Genomic DNA, 16,594 nt, shown 5'->3' with positions numbered 1-16,594 from the left:
AAGCCTTAAATTCCAAGGGTTTGCGGATTTAAAAATAAGAATCTTAAAAATTCAGAACTTTTGGTATGGCAGTTGCTCTATATATAGGCGGATATCCGATCTGAGGCGCCAAAAAAAGATGCGGAATGATTTCCGCAAAAAGAAAGGAATGCAAAATGGATAATTATGGAATAATCACACTCCTTCCGCCTATACTGATCATTGCATTTGCGCTCATCACCAAGAAAACCTTTGAAGCCCTGGTCCTGGGAGGCCTGGTAGGCTGCGTCATTGCTTACGGTACGGGCTTCTTCGGCGGATACCTGGATTTCCTCTACGAGACAATGTCTGATACGGGAAACATCTGGGTTATCTTGACGGTAGGAATTTTCGGAAGCTTTATTGCCATCATGAGAAAGGCAAAAGCCACTTCCGGATTTACAGCACTGGTTCTCAAATATTCCAACTCAGAGAAAAAGTCCATGATGATCTCGTGGATCATGGGGATCATCATCTTTGTGGATGAATACCTGAATGTACTGACGATTGGTAATGTAATGAGAAGCGTATGCGACAAACAGAAAACGCCGAGAGAAATGCTGGCCTATGTTATCGATTCAACGGGTGTGCCTGTATGTATGTTGATTCCAATTTCGACGCAGGCTGTTTACTGGGCTGGAATGCTGGCCGAAGAAAAAGAACTGGCGTACCTGGGATCAGGAATGGACATCTTTATTAAAACGATTCCCTTTTCCTTCTATGCAATGGCGGCTACGGTTGTCGTTCCGCTGGTGATTCTGGGAGTTATACCAAAGATCGGACCCATGAAAAAGGCCTATCAGAGAACGCTGAACACCGGCATGACTTATAACGAAGGAAGCCGGAAATTCAATCTCACTGTGGAAGATCCGGATGAGAATACAAGCAGTTTATGGGATTTCTTCTTACCGATGATCGCTTTGATCGGAGGAACCTTCTACTTTGATGTTGACCTGCTTCATGGCGTTATTATCGGCACCGTTGTCGCCTCTGCTATGTACCTGATCAAGCGGAGAATCACATTCAGCGAATTTTCCGAAGCCTTTATTTCGGGATTCGCAGATATGTTTCTGATGTTTGCTATTATCATTTCTGCGCTGACACTGCAAAAGGTTCTGGCAGCGATCGGAATGTCCGACTTTATTGTCGACACGGTTGCTCCATATATGAGCCCGGCCTTGCTGCCGGCGATGGCGTTTATTATTGTAGCGGTCCTTTCCTTCGTAACAGGAAGCTGCTGGGGTGTGCCAGCAGTTACGCTTCCCATTATCGTTCCGCTGGGAATGGCAGTTGGAGCAGATCCAGTGCTGACCGTTGCCGCCATCCTCTCGTCCGCTACTTTTGGAGCACATGCGTGTTTCTATTCGGATGCGACGGTACTGTCATCATCTGCTGCCGGAATTGAAAATATGGATCATGCGCTGACGCAGATTCCATATGCCTTGATTGCCGGAGGCGTTGCGATCATAGGTTTCCTGGTTACGGGATTCATAATGGCATAATATTTTTTCCATTGAATACGGCACTGCCGCAAAGTGGAAATTAAGAGTTTGGTTCAACAATCGAGGAAAACAACTCAATTGTTGAACCAAAAAACAGGCTTGTAGGCTGCCTAAATGTAAATAACCTTGTTTATCAAAGCCTTTGGCAGGAATTGCAGCCTGCAGGCCTTGGAATAGTCTCAATAACAAGCGAAAATTAATACATTGTTGACCCAAATGCTCGACGCAGCTCGACTCTTATACTATTTTCACCATCAAGTACGGCGTTACCGTAAGGAAGAAAATAGTGAAACTTGCTCGACGCAGCTCACAAGTTACAAATTGTTAGCTTATATAAGAAAGAACTAAGGAGGAACAAAACATGATGAAACTGGTAATTTTAGGTGCTGGAATACAGGGGAGCATTGTAGCGACCGATCTGTGCGATCCGGATTTGAGCCCTGATGAAAAAGATGTTACGATCTGCGATTACGATTTCGCGAAGGCGAAAGAAGTCGCGGACAGACTGGGGATCAAAGCGCTTAAGTGCGATGTATCGGATCATGACGCGCTGATTTCCATTATTAAAGGGGCCGATGTAGTGCTCAACTGCGTACAGTATAATTGGAACATCGATATTATGCGGGCTTGCCTGATTGTGGGAGCACATTATATTGACTTGGGCGGGCTGTTCCACGTGACCAAGAAACAATTTGATCTCCACGAAGACTTTAAGAGAGCCGGTCTGACGGCTGTCCTGGGCATGGGGAGCACGCCGGGGACCATGAACGTTATGGCAGGGTATGCGGCCAGCAGGCTGGATACTGTGCGCGAGGCTCATGCGATTTGTGCCTGCGGCGATTTCACAAGAACAGAAGCGATCATAGGTATTCCATACTCCCTCCTCACTGTTATGGAAGAACATACAATGGATCCTTGGATTTTAAAAGATGGAGAGCTGCAGCCTGTATCCGCAGGTTCAGGAAAGGAAATGATTCCGTTCTCAGAGCCGATCGGTCTGGCCGAAGCCTTCTATTGTATCCACTCTGAGCCGGCTCAGTTTGCCCGGTCCTTTAAAGATAAGGGCATTCAGGAAGCCAGCTTCAAGCTTTCCCTGCCCAAGGAGTTCGAAGAAAGAATCCGCTTCCTGGCCGATCTGGGATTTTCCAGCGAAGAACCGCTGGAAGTGGGTGGCCAGCAGGTAAATCCTCTGAAAACCATGGTTGGCGTGGTCAATCGCTATCTGAGCCGCTATGACGATTCCAATGACGGTGAGCTGAACGACAGTGACGTTCTGCGGGCCGTTGTGAAAGGAACGAAAGACGGTGTTGAAAAAGAAGTAATCGTTGAATCGGTTATCCGTACCAGCGAGAAATGGGGCTTTATGGCAGGAGCCTTGGACACAGGCGTCCCGCCTTCAATCGTAGCTCAGATGATCTGCAAAGGCCAGATTACAGAAAGAGGTGCTCTCGCAGGAGAACAATGTGTGCCGCCGATTTTGTACTTTAAAGAATTGGCAAAGAGAGAAATGCCGGTTTACTGCGTTGAAAAAACGCCGCTGTCATCCGATGACTTTGAACAGCTGAACCAAGCAATGAACAAACCAAAATAAAAAACGTGTGCATGACGGAATCAAAGATTCCTATGCACACATGTCGCTGACAAGCAGCGACGCTTCGCAAGGTACGTTCTTTGAAATACAGGAAATGCTACGCAATCGATATTTCCTGTATTATAAAAAAATTACTGCCCGGGGGCTCTTATGGCTCGCCGGGCAGTATTTATATAATTCAGACCGGTGGGGCAAAGATGTCAATTTTGAAGGGAATGGCGTTTCTTGCAAAAAATGAAAACGTTCTGCGAAATGCGGATACCGTTCGCCTGCGGTTCACTCCTCTGCGCTTTATGGACATAGCCATGAAAAAAACAGGTTAAACGTTGTGTTACCATCATTCCTTACGGGCTTTTGGTGTTCAGGAGACGGATCGGTTTATGCCGCTGATGAGGTCTACTGTTTTAGGAGTGTTTTGTGGCCGCGGGGGAAAAGTATCAGAAAAGCCAGGGATGATCGTGAATTCTGGCATTCGGACGGCGGTTTCTTTGCATTCTTGCATTTTGCTTTTTTCGCGTTTCAACTGACGATGCAAACCGTCGTGCTCACGATTATTTCCGGCTGGAAAGAAAATACGCCAGTAGTGCGAAGATGGCCAGGCCGCCCAATGAGGCAAATCCTTCCGGCGACACGGTAAACCCCGGATAAATAGCAAAGACCGATCCGGCGACCAGCCCCAGAATGATAAAATATAACGCCTGAGGATGAAAGCGTAACATTTTTTTGATAACCTTGATTCCTACGAAAAGTCCTACGATTACCCCGAGGCCGATTGGAATCATCAAAACCAAGTCAATGCTAGCTACTGCTTCCATAACGACTGCATAAATCCCCATAAGAAGCATCATTAAAGAACCGCTGATCCCAGGAAGGATCATAGCGATAGTACTAATCGCGACGGCAGCGAAAATCCATAGACAAAGTCCGAAGCTGATTCCGCCGAAGTCCGCCAGAGATTTATTGGTAATCTCACCTTGATTTAAATAACTGATAAAGAGCATAAAGGCAAGCGCGATGACACCCAATACAAGGTTGCGTGGTTTTAGCTTTTGATCTCTTGCCTTTTTATATATAGAAGGAATACTTCCAAAAACCAGACCAATGAAACAGAAATTGAGCAGCATAGGATGAGAATTCAGCAAAGAGACAATGACGTTGCTCAGGGCAAAAATTCCGGCAACTGCTCCAATTGCCAAAGGAATGAGAAACATCAGATGCTTTTTCAGGTTTTTAAGGCTAACCGCGTACATGATCTTGTCATAAATATTGAGAATAACTGCCATCGTTCCGCCGCTGACACCGGGAATAGCGTTGGCGATCCCGATCAGAGCTCCATAAATAAAATTTTTAATATATTCCATATTAACCATCCTGTTTTAGTTTTTTGCTACGATATCTATTGTACACAGAAAAAGTTAGCCTGTCCATAAAGGAAAAGAGTGTTAAGAAAAAAGAAAGAAAAATCCATTTAAATCTTAAAAATGAGAATAATTATGAGATGTGAAACGAAAATGAGACCGAAAAAACAAAGAAATCTGATGAATGAGAAAAAATCTTAAATGTTTTTAGGCCTTGAAAACATTGAAATTGACGCTTTTGTCAGAATATTGCCATAGTGAGGACAATTCTGTGAAAAAATTTGGCATGAGTTTTGTATATATATAGTACCGTAAAAAGTTATACTTCTGCTGCCGAATTCGTTGGGCAGCAAAAAGAAAGAAAAGGGAGGTCAATAAAATGACTGAAATGAACAAAAAAGCTTTAGAGCTAGCAACTCGCGTTGTGGATTACATCGAAAAGGATGCGCTGACAGACGCTGACAAAAAAGCCATCCATGATGAATCAATCGCAAACTTTAACGAAAACTACAATCCAGGTTGGCTGGAATACAGAAAATCTGTATCTACTGACTCCGCATTCATCGAATGGGAAGACGAAGGCGACGTATTCAGAGATCTGAACGGAACAGAATTTATCGACTGCTTAGGCGGATTCGGTATCTTCATCTGCGGACATAACAACCAGGAAATCAAAAAGACTGTACGCGCTCAGTTAGATAGATTCTCACTCCACTCCCAGGAACTGGTAGACCCGCTGAGAGGTTACCTGGCTAAGCTGCTGGCTATGATCACTCCTGGAGATCTGCAGTACTCCTTCTTCACCAACGGTGGTGCTGAGGCTGTAGAAATGGCTCTGAAGCTGGCTAGACTGGCTACAGGCGGAAAATGGTACATATCCACAGTTGGCGCATTCCACGGTAAATCCATGGGAGCTATCTCCATGGGAGGTAAAGGCGCTTACAGAGAAGACTATGTTCCAATGATCCAGCAGGTACAGCACGTTGAATACGGTAATGCTGATGCTACAGAAACTGCAATCAAGAACCTGCAGACAGTAGGCGAAAAGGTTGCTGCTATCATCGTTGAGCCGGTTCAGGGCGAAGCTGGCGTTATCGTTCCTCCTAAAGGCTATCTGAAGAGATTAAGAGAAATCGCTGACGAATATGGCGTAGCTCTGATCTTCGACGAAATCCAGACTGGTCTGGGACGTACTGGTACAATGTGGAGATGCGAAGCTGAAGACGTTACTCCGGATATCATGACATTCGGTAAAGCTTCTTCCGGCGGCGTAGTTCCTATCACAGGTATCATCGCAAGACCTTGGACTTATGAAAAATCCGGTGCTGGCACAGGTACAGAAGGAAAGATGTTTGACAACCCATGGATCCTGGGATCCCCGACATTCGGCGGTAACCCGCTGGCTTGCGCAGCATTCATTTCCACAATCAAGTACATGCTGAAGAATGACATTCCGGGACAGGCAAAAGAAAAGGGTGACTACTACCTGGCTGGCCTGAAGAAATTACAGGAAAAATACCCGACCGTTCTGAAAGACTTCAGAGGAGCTGGTATGCTGATCTGTATGGAATTCCCAGAAGCAGAAGTTGGATACGATGTAACTAAGCACCTGTTCGAAAGAAAGATCATGGTAGCTGGTACATTAGTAAATGCCAAGACAGTAAGAATCGAACCACCTGCAACACAGTCTTACGAAACAATCGATAAGGTTCTGTCTGCACTGGACGAAGCTCTGGCACTGACAAAGGCTGACTTCAAACTGTAAACAAGTAATTTCATCATATTACCTTCGGGACCTGCAATGCGAGTTGCGGGTCCCTTTTTGTCCAGAAAACCTTTCTTACCAGAAAACTACCAACAATTACCGCTTTAGAGCTAAACTTTCTTCGTATAAAATGGTAGTCGTGCTGTATGAAATCACGCCCATCACCCCCTGATGCGCACGATGATACAGTAAAAGAGGAGAGCCCGCCATGACAGGGCTCTTTTTGCTGCAAAAAAAGGAAATATCACTTTTCTGCACATGCCTTATACGTACAAGTAAACAATTTGCAGGACTCCTTTATAGGGATACTTTATACAGAATAGGGAACGCTAAAGAAAAAGATCCAAAGGAGGAAACGATGATCAAATATGATTTGTACATTGACGGTAAATGGACAGCCAGCACCGGAAGTCGCCGTATAGAAGTAGAAGATCCGGCTACACGGCAAGTGATCGGCTCAGTGCCTCGGGGAACGGAGGAAGATGTAAACCGCGCAGTGGCTGCAGCAAAGCGTGCGTTCCCGGCATGGTCGCAGATGCCGCCGCAGGAGCGAGGAGCCATTCTCAGAAAAGCAGGCGAGCTTATGGAGCAGCGTAAAGAGGAGTTTGCAAGAGTGATCTCGTTGGAATTGGGGATGCCAATCAACCATGTGGAAAAGTGGCACCTAAAAAGTTCCATCCGCGAGGCAGTCTATTTCGCCCATATGGCCGAAAATTTTGAGTATGAACAAGAAGCAGAAGGCGGATTGGTGCGCAGAGAACCCTTCGGCGTGATTGCCGGTCTGACGCCCTGGAACTATCCAATGGAGCAGATCACCATGAAGCTCTTTCCGGCCATTGCTGCGGGAAACTGTACCGTTTTAAAGCCAAGTCAGGCGACGCCGCTATGCGCATGCATGTTGGCCAATGTCTTTGAAGATGCAGGACTGCCTGCGGGCGTGTTCAATATCGTCACCGGTGCAGGCGGGGAAGTGGGGAACTGTCTGGCGCTCCACCCGGATGTGGATATGCTCACCTTTACCGGGTCCACTTCCGCTGGCAAAAAGGTTGGTGCTCTGGCTCTTTCAACGGTGAAAAAGATTACCTGGAGCTGGGCGGAAAATCGCCGCTGATCGTCCTTCCAGGAGCGGATTTAAAAGCAGCCGCCGAGGAAGCGGTGCATTCAGTGTTCATGAATACTGGGCAGACCTGCTGTGCTTATACAAGAATGCTGATCCCAAGGCAGCATCAGCAAGAAATCGAATCGCTATTGAAAGAAGAGGCTGGAAAATATAAAGTAGGAGAACCTTCCGATCCCAAATCTGATATCGGACCGCTTATTTCCCAGCGCGCCTTTGAACGGGTAAAAGGCTATATCGAAAAGGGCTTAGCAGAAGGAGCTAAAATGATTTACGGACAGACGCCTTCTGGAATCGAGACAGGATACTATGTGAAGCCGGTTATTTTTTCTGATGTCACCAATGATATGACCATTGCCAGAGAGGAGATTTTCGGACCAGTGCTTTCCGTTATCGCTTATGATACGGTAGAGCAAGCAATTGAGATTGCCAACGATACTCCATATGGCCTTGACAGCGCGGTATACGGTCCTGACCAAGAAGCGTATGAAGTGGGATGTCGTATCCGGGCCGGAGGATTGCATATCAACGGAGCTGATTATCGGATGACTTGTCCCTTCGGAGGTTACAAAGAATCAGGCTTGGGGCGTGAAGGCGGAACTTATGGCTTTGAAGAATATCTGGAGATCAAAGCGGTATTCGGAAAATAGAGTTTGCTGTCTGGCGGCTGGAACGGATTGCTCGCCAGGGGCAATTATCATAATGCAATTTCTTTGGACCAAATGATGATAGTCAGAAAGCGATTCACCTGGGGCCTGGGCAAATATACCGGGTTCCAGGTTTACTTTTGTTCGGGTGCTGGGAGCACTCGGCATTCCTTGACCTCGTCAAATTGTGATTCAATATATTGGCGAAGTTGGAAACACAGGTCCGTTGAGGCCTGCAAGGTCGTTTCTCCCGGTAGATGAATTTTCATTTCTACATAAATCTTGTCCCCAAAGATGCGGGTTCGAATAGTTCCCAGGCGGTACAGGCCTGAATAGGATTCCGCTGCCGCCCGTATTTTTTCAGCTATCTGAGGATCGCATGCTTGGTCCACCATTTTATTGATTGCACCCATAAAAATGGAAAGTGCGGCCTTGATGACAAACAAGCAGATGATAACGCTGACCAAGGGATCGAGAATGGCTAATCCCGCCCGTGCTCCCAAGATTCCAATAAAGCTTCCGATGGAAGAGAGCGCGTCCGCCCGATTATGCCAAGCGATGGCCATCAGAGAATCCGAATTGATCTTTTTCGCCGAGGAGCGCATGTACCAATACAGGCCCTCTTTGATGGCAATGGCCACCAGGGCGGCTGCGGCTGCCAGCATGCTGGGCGCTTCCACATTTTCAAAGCTGCGGGACAAAATTTTATCCAGACCGGCGTAACCGATGCCCACGCCGACAACGCCTAAAATAATGGAAAGAATGATTGCCGCCACGCATTCCATCCGCTCGTGACCGTAAGGATGACGTGAATCCGGAGCCCGTGAAGCCACTTTGATTCCAATGATTACTATAATGGTATCCACTGCGTCCGCCGCAGAATGGACCGCATCAGAAATCAGGGCGCCTGACCTGCCCAAGATGCCGGCCATCAGCTTTAGAAAGCATAAAAAGAGATTCCCGCCGATACTGACAAAGGAAACTCGCATCGTAATCTGTTCCCGTGACTGATTTTTCATAAATTATAAATCCTTTCTCCCTATTAGTTATATTACAACAAGCGCGTTTTGTCAAAGCCTCTGGGTGATGTCCGGGCCGCCGGCTTTGGCCAGGCAGCGCGGGGGGATTTTCTGCTGTAATTATGGACAGAGATTTGTTATAATAAACGCATCGGATTGAAACGGCGTTGCCGTAAGGATGCGTTTATTGAAAGCAGCCAGACTGGGCAGGCTGCTTATAATCCCCGCATCGGATTGAAACGGCGTTGCCGTAAGGATGCGTTTATTGAAAGCAGCCAGACTGGGCAGGCTGCTTATAATCCCCGCATCGGATTGAAGCGGCGTTGCCGTAAGGATGCGTTTATTGAAAGCAGCCAGACTGGGCAGGCTGCTTATAATCCCCGCATCGGATTGAAACGGCGTTGCTGTAAGGATGCGTTTATTGAAAGCAGGCGACAGGCAGAAATTGGACGGAGCCAGGTCTGTGGGAATAAGGGCGGGCGTGGATCATCGCGGTCTTGCCTCATTTGATGCAGTTTGCGATAATTTCTTATCGCTATTTGTAACTACACGGCCGATCAGCGATGATTTCATGTTGTTATTTGCCCGATCAGGCATAAAAAGCCCTCAAAATTATCGCTGGAGAGGCATTTTGGAAGGAATAGCGATGAAATTTGCCCTGGGGCCACACCACACCAGGTACCGGACACCGCAGACACCGTGGACCTGCAAACTACTCAGGCTGTTCATAATCCCCGCAGCATAGGCTCAAAACGAAATTTCTTGGAAAGGAATAGATTACGAATGATTACACCGGTTCGGTATGAAGACGATAGATTGATGATCTTGGATCAGACGCTGCTTCCTGGCGAGGAGCGGTACATTGAAATTAAGACGAAAGAGGATATTTGGAAGGCCATCAACAAACTGCAGGTCCGGGGCGCACCGGCCATTGGGGTGGCTGCGGCATACGGCGTTTATCGAGCCGTGCGGGATCTGGAAACAGAGAATTTCAGCGATTTCGCAAGGGAGTTTCATTGGGCCAAAGAGTATATCGCAACGGCCAGGCCGACGGCCGTCAATTTGTTTTGGGCGCTGGAACGGATGGAAAAAAAGCTGCTGGCCCTGGAGGACGGGTTGTGCTTTGAGCCGTCCTGGAATCAGGAGCTGGATTACATAAAAGAAGAACTCCGAAAAGAAGCCGATGCCATCCGCAGCGAGGATGAGGCGGCCTGTCTTGCCATGGGCGAATATGGCTTGTCTTTGCTGAAAAAGGGAATGGGCATTCTCACCCACTGCAACGCAGGGACGCTGGCGACAGCCAAATATGGAACCTGCCTGGCGCCCATTTATCTGGGCCAGGAGCGGGGATACGAATTCAAAGTTTTCGCCGATGAGACAAGACCGCTGCTGCAGGGAGCAAGGCTGACTTCTTGGGAGCTTTCCCAGGCAGGAGTCGATGTGACCTTGATTTGCGATAATATGGCGGCATCGGTCATGAAAAAAGGCTGGATCGACGCAGTAGTAGTTGGCTGCGACCGAATGGCGGCGAATGGAGACGGCGCCAATAAGATCGGCACCTCCCAAGTGGCGATTCTGGCAAAGGAATACGGAATCCCCTTTTATATGTTCGTGCCGGTTTCGACCATCGACTTGTCAACGCCTACAGGCGATCAGATCACCATTGAAGAGAGAAGAGGCGGGGAAATCTATGAAATGTGGTACCAAAAGCCCATGGCTCCTGCTGGAATCAAAACCTACAATCCATCCTTTGATGTGACCGACCATCAGTACATTACGGCCGTGGTGACCGAAAAAGGGATCGTTTACCCGCCATATACAGAAAATTTGAGAAAGGTTATCGAACAGAAATGAACAAGGGAAAAAAGATTTACGGATTCATGGTGCTGGCGGCCCTTTTCTGGTCGGGAGCCTTTATTGCGGGCAAGTATGCGGTACCGTTTATTCCAACCTTTACCCTGACCTTTCTGCGGTTTTTCTTCGCTTCCCTGATCCTCTGCATCTTGTCCGGAGCAGCTAGGAAAAAGGAAGAAGACCGGTTCCGCCTGAAAAAAGAACATCTGCCAATCTTCCTTTTTACCGGAATCGTGGGAATGTTCGGCTACCACGTGTTCTTTTTCATAGCCCTGAAATACACCACGGCGATCAACTCTTCCATAATCGGGGCCATGAACCCCATCGTCACCATCGTGATCGCCGCTTTGTTTTTGAGAAACAAAATTCCGGCAAAACAGATCGCAGGAATTCTGCTTTCCTTTTTTGGCGTGCTCCTCACCATCACTGGGGCCGATGTTGAGACTTTGGTCCAACTGGACTTTAACCGGGGCGACCTGTGGATGGCGGCGGCCGTCATCTGCTGGGCAGCCTATGGCGTTTTCAGCAAGAGCAAAGGAGCTGGGATTCCGCCTTTTTGGCTGACCTACTACAGCTTCCTGGTCTGCACGTTGATTTTGATACCTTTTGTGATTTGGGAAAAGCCGTGGCAGCTTTTGGCACAGGCGCCGCCGCAGGCGTGGATAGCCGTGCTTTATATGAGCATCTTTGCTTCCGTGGCCGGATATATGATCCAGCAAATCGCCATCAAACAGATCGGTCCTTCCAAAACCTCCATCTTCATCAACCTGGTGCCGGTTTTTTCCATGGTGCTGGCAACGTTGATTTTGGGGGAAGCATTGGCGCCTATCAAACTGGCGACGGCCGGTATTATCATTTTGGGGGGTTGCATCTGCCAGTTTTCGGGCAGCGCAGATCAGAAAGGATAGAGTTTCTATGGGATATAAAGTAAAATTGGGCGTGTTCGAGGGACCCTTCGACCTGCTGGTCTATTTGATCGAAAACGCACAGATGAATATCTACGACATTGAAATCGCGGAGATTACCAAGCAGTATCTGGCTTATATGGAAGCGATGAAAAAGCTGGACGTGCCTATGGCGGCGGAGTTCATGGTGCTGGCGGCCGCTTTGATTGAAATAAAATCCAAGATGCTGCTTCCGAGAACTTCCCCCAGCGAAGAGGGTGCGGCGCCAGAGGACCCCCGCACGGACCTGGTGGAAAAACTGTTGGAATACAAACGTTTCAAAATGCTGGCCGAGATGCTGCAGCAGCAGGAAGAAGCAGGGCTGCGTATTTTGGAAAAACCCCAGGAAGACTTGTCGGTCTATACGGGACAAACCGATGAATACCTGGACCTGGATCTGCTCCAGTTTATCACCGCCTTCAACCTTTTTCTCCGCAAAAAGAAAAAAGTAGAAGAGATCAGAAGGCATCATATTCGCAGCGAAAAGCAGCGGGTGACTGCGGAAGCGAGAATGGCCGATATTCGCGATTTTTTCCGGGAGGACCCATTCCGGGAGGCAGATTTCAAAGAACTGATCGACAAGAAGGAGGACCGATATGACATTGCGCTCACCTTTTCTTCTGTTCTGGAAATGATGAAGGAAAAGAAGCTGGACGCGGAGCAGAATTATATTTACGGCCAGATCAAGGTAAGAGCCACAGAGCATTTGATGGAAGGAGAAGACGATGACGAGTAAAAAATCCATGAAAGCCGCGTTTGAATCGATGATGTTTGTTTGGGGCGAACCGCTGGACGTGAAGCTGGCGGCGGAAATTTTCAATGTCAACTGGCGGGACGCATACGACTGCTTTTGCGAGTTGGCCAGGGAATATGAAGAGGAAGGCCGCGGCATTCGAATCCGCGAGGTCAACAAGAGCTTTCAATTTGTGACAGCGGAAGAAAACGTGGAATACATCGAGCGCTTGTGCACGCCGGTGAAACACAAACGGCTTTCCCAGTCAGCACTGGAGGTTCTGGCCATTATCGCATACAAGCAGCCGGTTACAAGGGGAGAGATCGAGGCTATCCGAGGCATTAAGTGCGAACGGGTCATTGAAGGCTTGCAAAGAAAGGAATTGGTGGCGGAAGTGGGCCGGTCGACCGGCATCGGACGCCCCATTCTGTATGGTACTACCGATGTGTTTCTGAAAAACTTCGGCTTTAAAAATCTCAAGGAGCTGCCTGATATCGAGGATATTGAAGAGGCAATGAATTCCGATGAGCCTGCTGACAGCGTGGATCTCCAACAGATCGCTCTTACCTTTCCGGAAAAATAAAAGTGTGAAAATACCGAATTAAAAAACAATCCCATATCCGTTGTATCCCGCTTCTTTCAGGAGTATACTGATAAAAGCATGGAGGGATGAAACATGGAGTACAGGTTTACCAATCGGGATTTGAAAAAACTGATCATACCGCTGATCATTGAACAGTTTCTTCAAATTTTTGTGGGATTGGCCGATTCGATCATGGTGGCCAGCGTGGGCGAAGCCGCGGTTTCCGGGGTATCGCTGGTGGACTCTGTTTTCATACTGTTTATCAATATCTTTGCTGCGCTTGCAACGGGAGGCGCCGTTGTCTCAGGACAGTACATAGGGCGAAAAGAGCCGGAGACAGGCTGCAGGGCGGCCTGGCAGATGCTGATCTTCATTGCCATTTCATCGATTATCGTCATGGCCGCATGCTATCTTTGCCGGGGATTTATTCTCCATCAGGTTTTCGGCAGCATCGATGCCGATGTCTATTATAACAGCCGCACTTATCTTCTCATCGTTTGCGCGTCAATTCCGTTTATCGCGCTGTATAACGGCGGAGCAGCCATCTTCAGGGCCATGGGAAATTCCAAGATCGCCATGGAAATGTCACTATTGATGAACGGCATCAATCTCATCGGAAACGCAGTGCTGATCTTTGGGCTGCATATGGGTGTGGAGGGAGCTGCCATACCGACCCTCGCATCCCGTATCATTGCTGCCATTATTATCCTAAAGCTGTTGTGCAGGCAGGATCGTTTGCTGCATATTCCAAGGCCTTTTTTATGGAGAATAGATAGAAAACTTTTGAAAAAAATATTATATATCGGCATTCCCAACGGACTAGAAAACAGTATGTTCCAGCTGGGAAAAATTTTAGTTTTGAGCCTGGTTTCCGGGTTCGGAACAGCGGCCATCGCGGCCAATGCTATCGGCAACTATGTGGCAATGTTCGCCATTCTGCCGGGCATGGCGCTGGGGCTTACCACCGTTACCGTCGTTTCCCAGTGCGTGGGCGCCGGCGATTACGAACAGGTCCGCTATTACACGAAAAAACTGGTGAAGCTGTGCTATCTGCTGCTTTTGATTTTCAACGGTCTGGTGGTGCTTTCGCTGCCGCTGATCTTGCATGTTTACGGTTTGTCCGATCAGGCCAGCCAATTTGCCAAAGAGATTTTGATCTACCACTCCATCTGCGCGGTGACCATCTGGCCCCTTTCCTTCACCCTGCCCAATACCCTGCGGGCATCCAACGATGTGGCGCTGACCATGCTGATCGCAATCATTTCCATGTGGATTTTCCGAGTGGGATTCAGCTATCTGCTGGGCATTTATCTGGATATGCAGCTGTTTGGCGTCTGGGTGGCCATGACCATCGACTGGCTGTTTCGAGCGATCTGCTTTGCCGTCCGCTATCGCGGCGCAAAATGGCAGAAGGGTTAATGAAACGCTGGCGTGGGCGCAAAATTTGACGGTGAAAAAACGTATAAAATCTCCTGTGAAACAATAAGATGTTTTGTAGGAGATTTTTGATTATGAAGAAAATGAAACTTGCCATTATTTTAATTACCCTGGTGATCCTGGCCGTTGCCGCGGGTCTGGGGAGACATTACGTGACCCGGCAGACGGCGGCCGAGCCTGCCCCGGATGTTTCTGCGGCCCAGGCCATTTTGGTGGACGGCAAGACGGGAAAAGTTTTGTATGAGAAAAACGCCGATGAAAAAGCCTACCCGGCCAGTACCACTAAGATTATGACCGCGCTGCTGGTGCTGGAAACACTGGAGAAATACGACAGTCCCATCGACCAGAAGGTGGCTGTACCCAAAGAGGCCGTCGGTGTAGAAGGCTCCTCCCTGTACTTAAAGGAAGGGGAAAAGATCAGTCTGCAGGATCTGCTCTACGGACTGATGCTTCGTTCCGGCAACGATGCAGCAGTGGCGCTGTCAATCATAGCCGCGGGAAATACCGATCTCTTTGTACAGCAAATGAACGATAAGGCGGTAAAGCTTCATTGCAAAAACACCCATTTTGTCAATCCCAACGGCCTTTTTGATGAAAACCATTATACGACTGTGCGGGACATGTCCATCATTGCCAGAGAAGCCATGACCCATAAAGCCTTCCGGACGATTGTTGCCGCCAAATCGTGGGACGCTGACCGGGAAGAGAGCGAGTTCAATCATTTTTACAATAAAAATAAAACCGTCCATCAGTTCAAAGGCGGAAACGGAATTAAAATCGGGTTTACCAAAGCTTCCGGCAGAACCCTGGTGGCTTCCTCTGAAAGAAACGGAAAAGAGCTGATCTGTGTCGTTATGAGCGCACCAAATTGGTTTCAAGATGCATATATATTAATGGAGTATGGTTTTAAGAGATTGGAGGAATAACCATGACATATAAGGAAGAAGTATGCATCGACGCAGGATCAGAAAACTGTCCCTGCCTGCTGGCAGAATCGGGCGACTGTATCACCTGCAGCCGTTTGCAGGGAAAGGACTGCTGCGACTGTAACTGGCGCGGCGTCTGCATATATAATGAGTACATCCAAAATGGCAAGAAGATCAACAACCGCCGGGAGAGCAAGAAAACGAGGATTTTGAAAAAAATTTGGTACGGGGAAGATCTGGTGGTGCTGGTGGTGGAAGTAAGCAAAGGATTTGCCTTGAAAGCTTCACTGCCAGGCTCCTATGTGTTCCTCAAGCGCTGCCATGAGAGCGACTGCTACAGCGTGCCCATTTCGGTCATGCGGGCGGAACCGGAAAAAGGCCAGCTGCATCTGGCTGTGAAGGTTGTGGCGGGAAAGACCAAGGCCCTAGCGGAAGCGACCGACCATATTGAAATCAGAGGCGTTTACCGCAACGGTCTTTTGGGCGTTTCCCGCCTTTTGACGAAGCAGCCCCAAAAAGTTCTTTGTATTACCAAAGGCGTGGGGTTTGCACCCGCAGCCAATTATAACCAGTGGGCCTTCGGCAAGGATACCATCGATATGATTATCGATCTGGATAAGATCAATCAGGAACTGGTCAATGATTATTTGGTGGATTACCCGGCAAACAGCATTCGCTATACAGAGCTGACCCCGGATTTGGTTTGCCCGGAGGAATACGACCGGGTTCTGATTCTGGCGTCTGATTATTTTGTGGAATCCATTGCGGTTCCTGAGAAGAAGAGAATTGTCAGCAATAATTTTCATATGTGCTGCGGCGAAGGAATCTGCGGGGCCTGCACCATGGTTGATGACCAGGGAAAGAGTCATAAAATGTGCAAATGTCAGTTTTATGAATTCTAGCTTCACAGCTAATTTTCAAAAGCATGTTGTGAAAAAATACAAAAAATTATAATAAATAAGTTGACAACCAACAAATTACACTCTATAATAACACCATAATAAACATATATTTAAAACCGATGATTGAGACTAGTAAGTTTGGATCAGGACTTCACAGAGAACCGCGGATGGTGAGAACGCGATAAGGACGGCCGGACT

12 protein-coding genes and 1 pseudogene are annotated in these 16,594 nt (G+C 47.9%); 11 read left to right on the top strand and 2 right to left on the bottom strand.

Translation table 11 applies throughout. The features are described 5' to 3' along the window. The first annotated feature begins 155 nt into the window (after window positions 1–155). Together NIA71_RS09860 and NIA71_RS09855 are read left to right on the top strand one after the other, a co-directional pair. Window positions 156–1,520, top strand: a complete 1,365-nt coding sequence (locus NIA71_RS09860) for a Na+/H+ antiporter NhaC family protein (protein ID WP_227755541.1) — start codon at window positions 156–158, stop codon at window positions 1,518–1,520. A 361-nt stretch (window positions 1,521–1,881) separates the two neighbouring features. Then, the gene (locus tag NIA71_RS09855; protein ID WP_148396902.1) at window positions 1,882–3,111 is read left to right on the top strand and encodes a saccharopine dehydrogenase family protein; all 1,230 of its coding nucleotides are present in this window, start codon (window positions 1,882–1,884) and stop codon (window positions 3,109–3,111) included. A gap of 551 nt (window positions 3,112–3,662) precedes the next feature. Here NIA71_RS09855 and NIA71_RS09850 read toward each other — a convergent pair. Next, window positions 3,663–4,472 carry a DUF368 domain-containing protein gene (locus NIA71_RS09850; protein ID WP_227755540.1) on the bottom strand — a complete coding sequence of 270 codons (810 nt, stop codon included), beginning with the start codon at window positions 4,470–4,472 and terminating at the stop codon, window positions 3,663–3,665. A gap of 376 nt (window positions 4,473–4,848) precedes the next feature. On the opposite strand from NIA71_RS09850, the gene NIA71_RS09845 reads away from it, so the two are divergent. Beyond that, the gene (locus tag NIA71_RS09845; RefSeq protein WP_148396900.1) at window positions 4,849–6,234 is read left to right on the top strand and encodes a putrescine aminotransferase; all 1,386 of its coding nucleotides are present in this window, start codon (window positions 4,849–4,851) and stop codon (window positions 6,232–6,234) included. Between the two features lie 208 nt (window positions 6,235–6,442). Continuing rightward, window positions 6,443–8,001 (top strand): annotated as a pseudogene (locus NIA71_RS20075) (aldehyde dehydrogenase family protein). Window positions 8,002–8,132: 131 nt separating this feature from the next. On the opposite strand, the gene NIA71_RS09830 reads toward NIA71_RS20075, so the two are convergent. After that, a complete protein-coding gene (locus NIA71_RS09830; protein ID WP_148396898.1) occupies window positions 8,133–9,017 on the bottom strand; it encodes a cation diffusion facilitator family transporter in 885 nt (294 codons plus the stop codon). Between the two features lie 783 nt (window positions 9,018–9,800). Between NIA71_RS09830 and mtnA the strand changes: the two genes are divergently transcribed. The 7 genes from mtnA to NIA71_RS09795 all read left to right on the top strand — a co-directional run bounded on the left by mtnA (window position 9,801) and on the right by NIA71_RS09795 (window position 16,396). After that, the gene (mtnA, locus tag NIA71_RS09825; protein ID WP_148396897.1) at window positions 9,801–10,871 is read left to right on the top strand and encodes an S-methyl-5-thioribose-1-phosphate isomerase; all 1,071 of its coding nucleotides are present in this window, start codon (window positions 9,801–9,803) and stop codon (window positions 10,869–10,871) included. Next, entirely contained in the window at window positions 10,868–11,779 is a 912-nt protein-coding gene (locus NIA71_RS09820) for a DMT family transporter (RefSeq protein ID WP_253020317.1), read from the top strand. The genes mtnA and NIA71_RS09820 overlap by 4 nt, the downstream gene beginning before the upstream one ends. 7 nt (window positions 11,780–11,786) lie before the next feature. Continuing rightward, window positions 11,787–12,551: a segregation and condensation protein A gene (locus NIA71_RS09815; protein WP_148396895.1), complete on the top strand. Its 765-nt coding sequence runs from the start codon at window positions 11,787–11,789 to the stop codon at window positions 12,549–12,551. After that, window positions 12,541–13,131: an SMC-Scp complex subunit ScpB gene (gene scpB / locus NIA71_RS09810; RefSeq protein ID WP_148396894.1), complete on the top strand. Its 591-nt coding sequence runs from the start codon at window positions 12,541–12,543 to the stop codon at window positions 13,129–13,131. The genes NIA71_RS09815 and scpB overlap by 11 nt, the downstream gene beginning before the upstream one ends. A gap of 93 nt (window positions 13,132–13,224) precedes the next feature. Further along, window positions 13,225–14,550 carry an MATE family efflux transporter gene (locus tag NIA71_RS09805; RefSeq protein WP_148396893.1) on the top strand — a complete coding sequence of 442 codons (1,326 nt, stop codon included), beginning with the start codon at window positions 13,225–13,227 and terminating at the stop codon, window positions 14,548–14,550. A 92-nt stretch (window positions 14,551–14,642) separates the two neighbouring features. Continuing rightward, entirely contained in the window at window positions 14,643–15,494 is an 852-nt protein-coding gene (locus tag NIA71_RS09800) for a D-alanyl-D-alanine carboxypeptidase family protein (protein WP_227755536.1), read from the top strand. A 2-nt stretch (window positions 15,495–15,496) separates the two neighbouring features. After that, complete coding sequence (locus NIA71_RS09795; RefSeq protein ID WP_253020316.1) at window positions 15,497–16,396, top strand: hypothetical protein; 900 nt, start codon at window positions 15,497–15,499, stop codon at window positions 16,394–16,396. Window positions 16,397–16,594 lie beyond the last annotated feature (198 nt).

Source organism: Ihubacter massiliensis, from assembly GCF_024125305.1.
GTDB lineage: Bacteria > Bacillota > Clostridia > Peptostreptococcales > Anaerovoracaceae > Hominibacterium > Hominibacterium faecale.
The sequence above is the reverse complement of the archived record's forward strand: the minus strand, read 5'-3'. Positions and strand labels throughout refer to the sequence as shown.

Coding starts and splice junctions, on each gene's coding strand:
- NIA71_RS09860 (WP_227755541.1), top strand. CDS start 156: ATGGATAATTATGGAATAATCACACTCCTTCCGCCTATACTGATCATT.
- NIA71_RS09855 (WP_148396902.1), top strand. CDS start 1,882: ATGATGAAACTGGTAATTTTAGGTGCTGGAATACAGGGGAGCATTGTA.
- NIA71_RS09850 (WP_227755540.1), bottom strand. CDS start 4,472: ATGGAATATATTAAAAATTTTATTTATGGAGCTCTGATCGGGATCGCC.
- NIA71_RS09845 (WP_148396900.1), top strand. CDS start 4,849: ATGACTGAAATGAACAAAAAAGCTTTAGAGCTAGCAACTCGCGTTGTG.
- NIA71_RS09830 (WP_148396898.1), bottom strand. CDS start 9,017: ATGAAAAATCAGTCACGGGAACAGATTACGATGCGAGTTTCCTTTGTC.
- mtnA (WP_148396897.1), top strand. CDS start 9,801: ATGATTACACCGGTTCGGTATGAAGACGATAGATTGATGATCTTGGAT.
- NIA71_RS09820 (WP_253020317.1), top strand. CDS start 10,868: ATGAACAAGGGAAAAAAGATTTACGGATTCATGGTGCTGGCGGCCCTT.
- NIA71_RS09815 (WP_148396895.1), top strand. CDS start 11,787: ATGGGATATAAAGTAAAATTGGGCGTGTTCGAGGGACCCTTCGACCTG.
- scpB (WP_148396894.1), top strand. CDS start 12,541: ATGACGAGTAAAAAATCCATGAAAGCCGCGTTTGAATCGATGATGTTT.
- NIA71_RS09805 (WP_148396893.1), top strand. CDS start 13,225: ATGGAGTACAGGTTTACCAATCGGGATTTGAAAAAACTGATCATACCG.
- NIA71_RS09800 (WP_227755536.1), top strand. CDS start 14,643: ATGAAGAAAATGAAACTTGCCATTATTTTAATTACCCTGGTGATCCTG.
- NIA71_RS09795 (WP_253020316.1), top strand. CDS start 15,497: ATGACATATAAGGAAGAAGTATGCATCGACGCAGGATCAGAAAACTGT.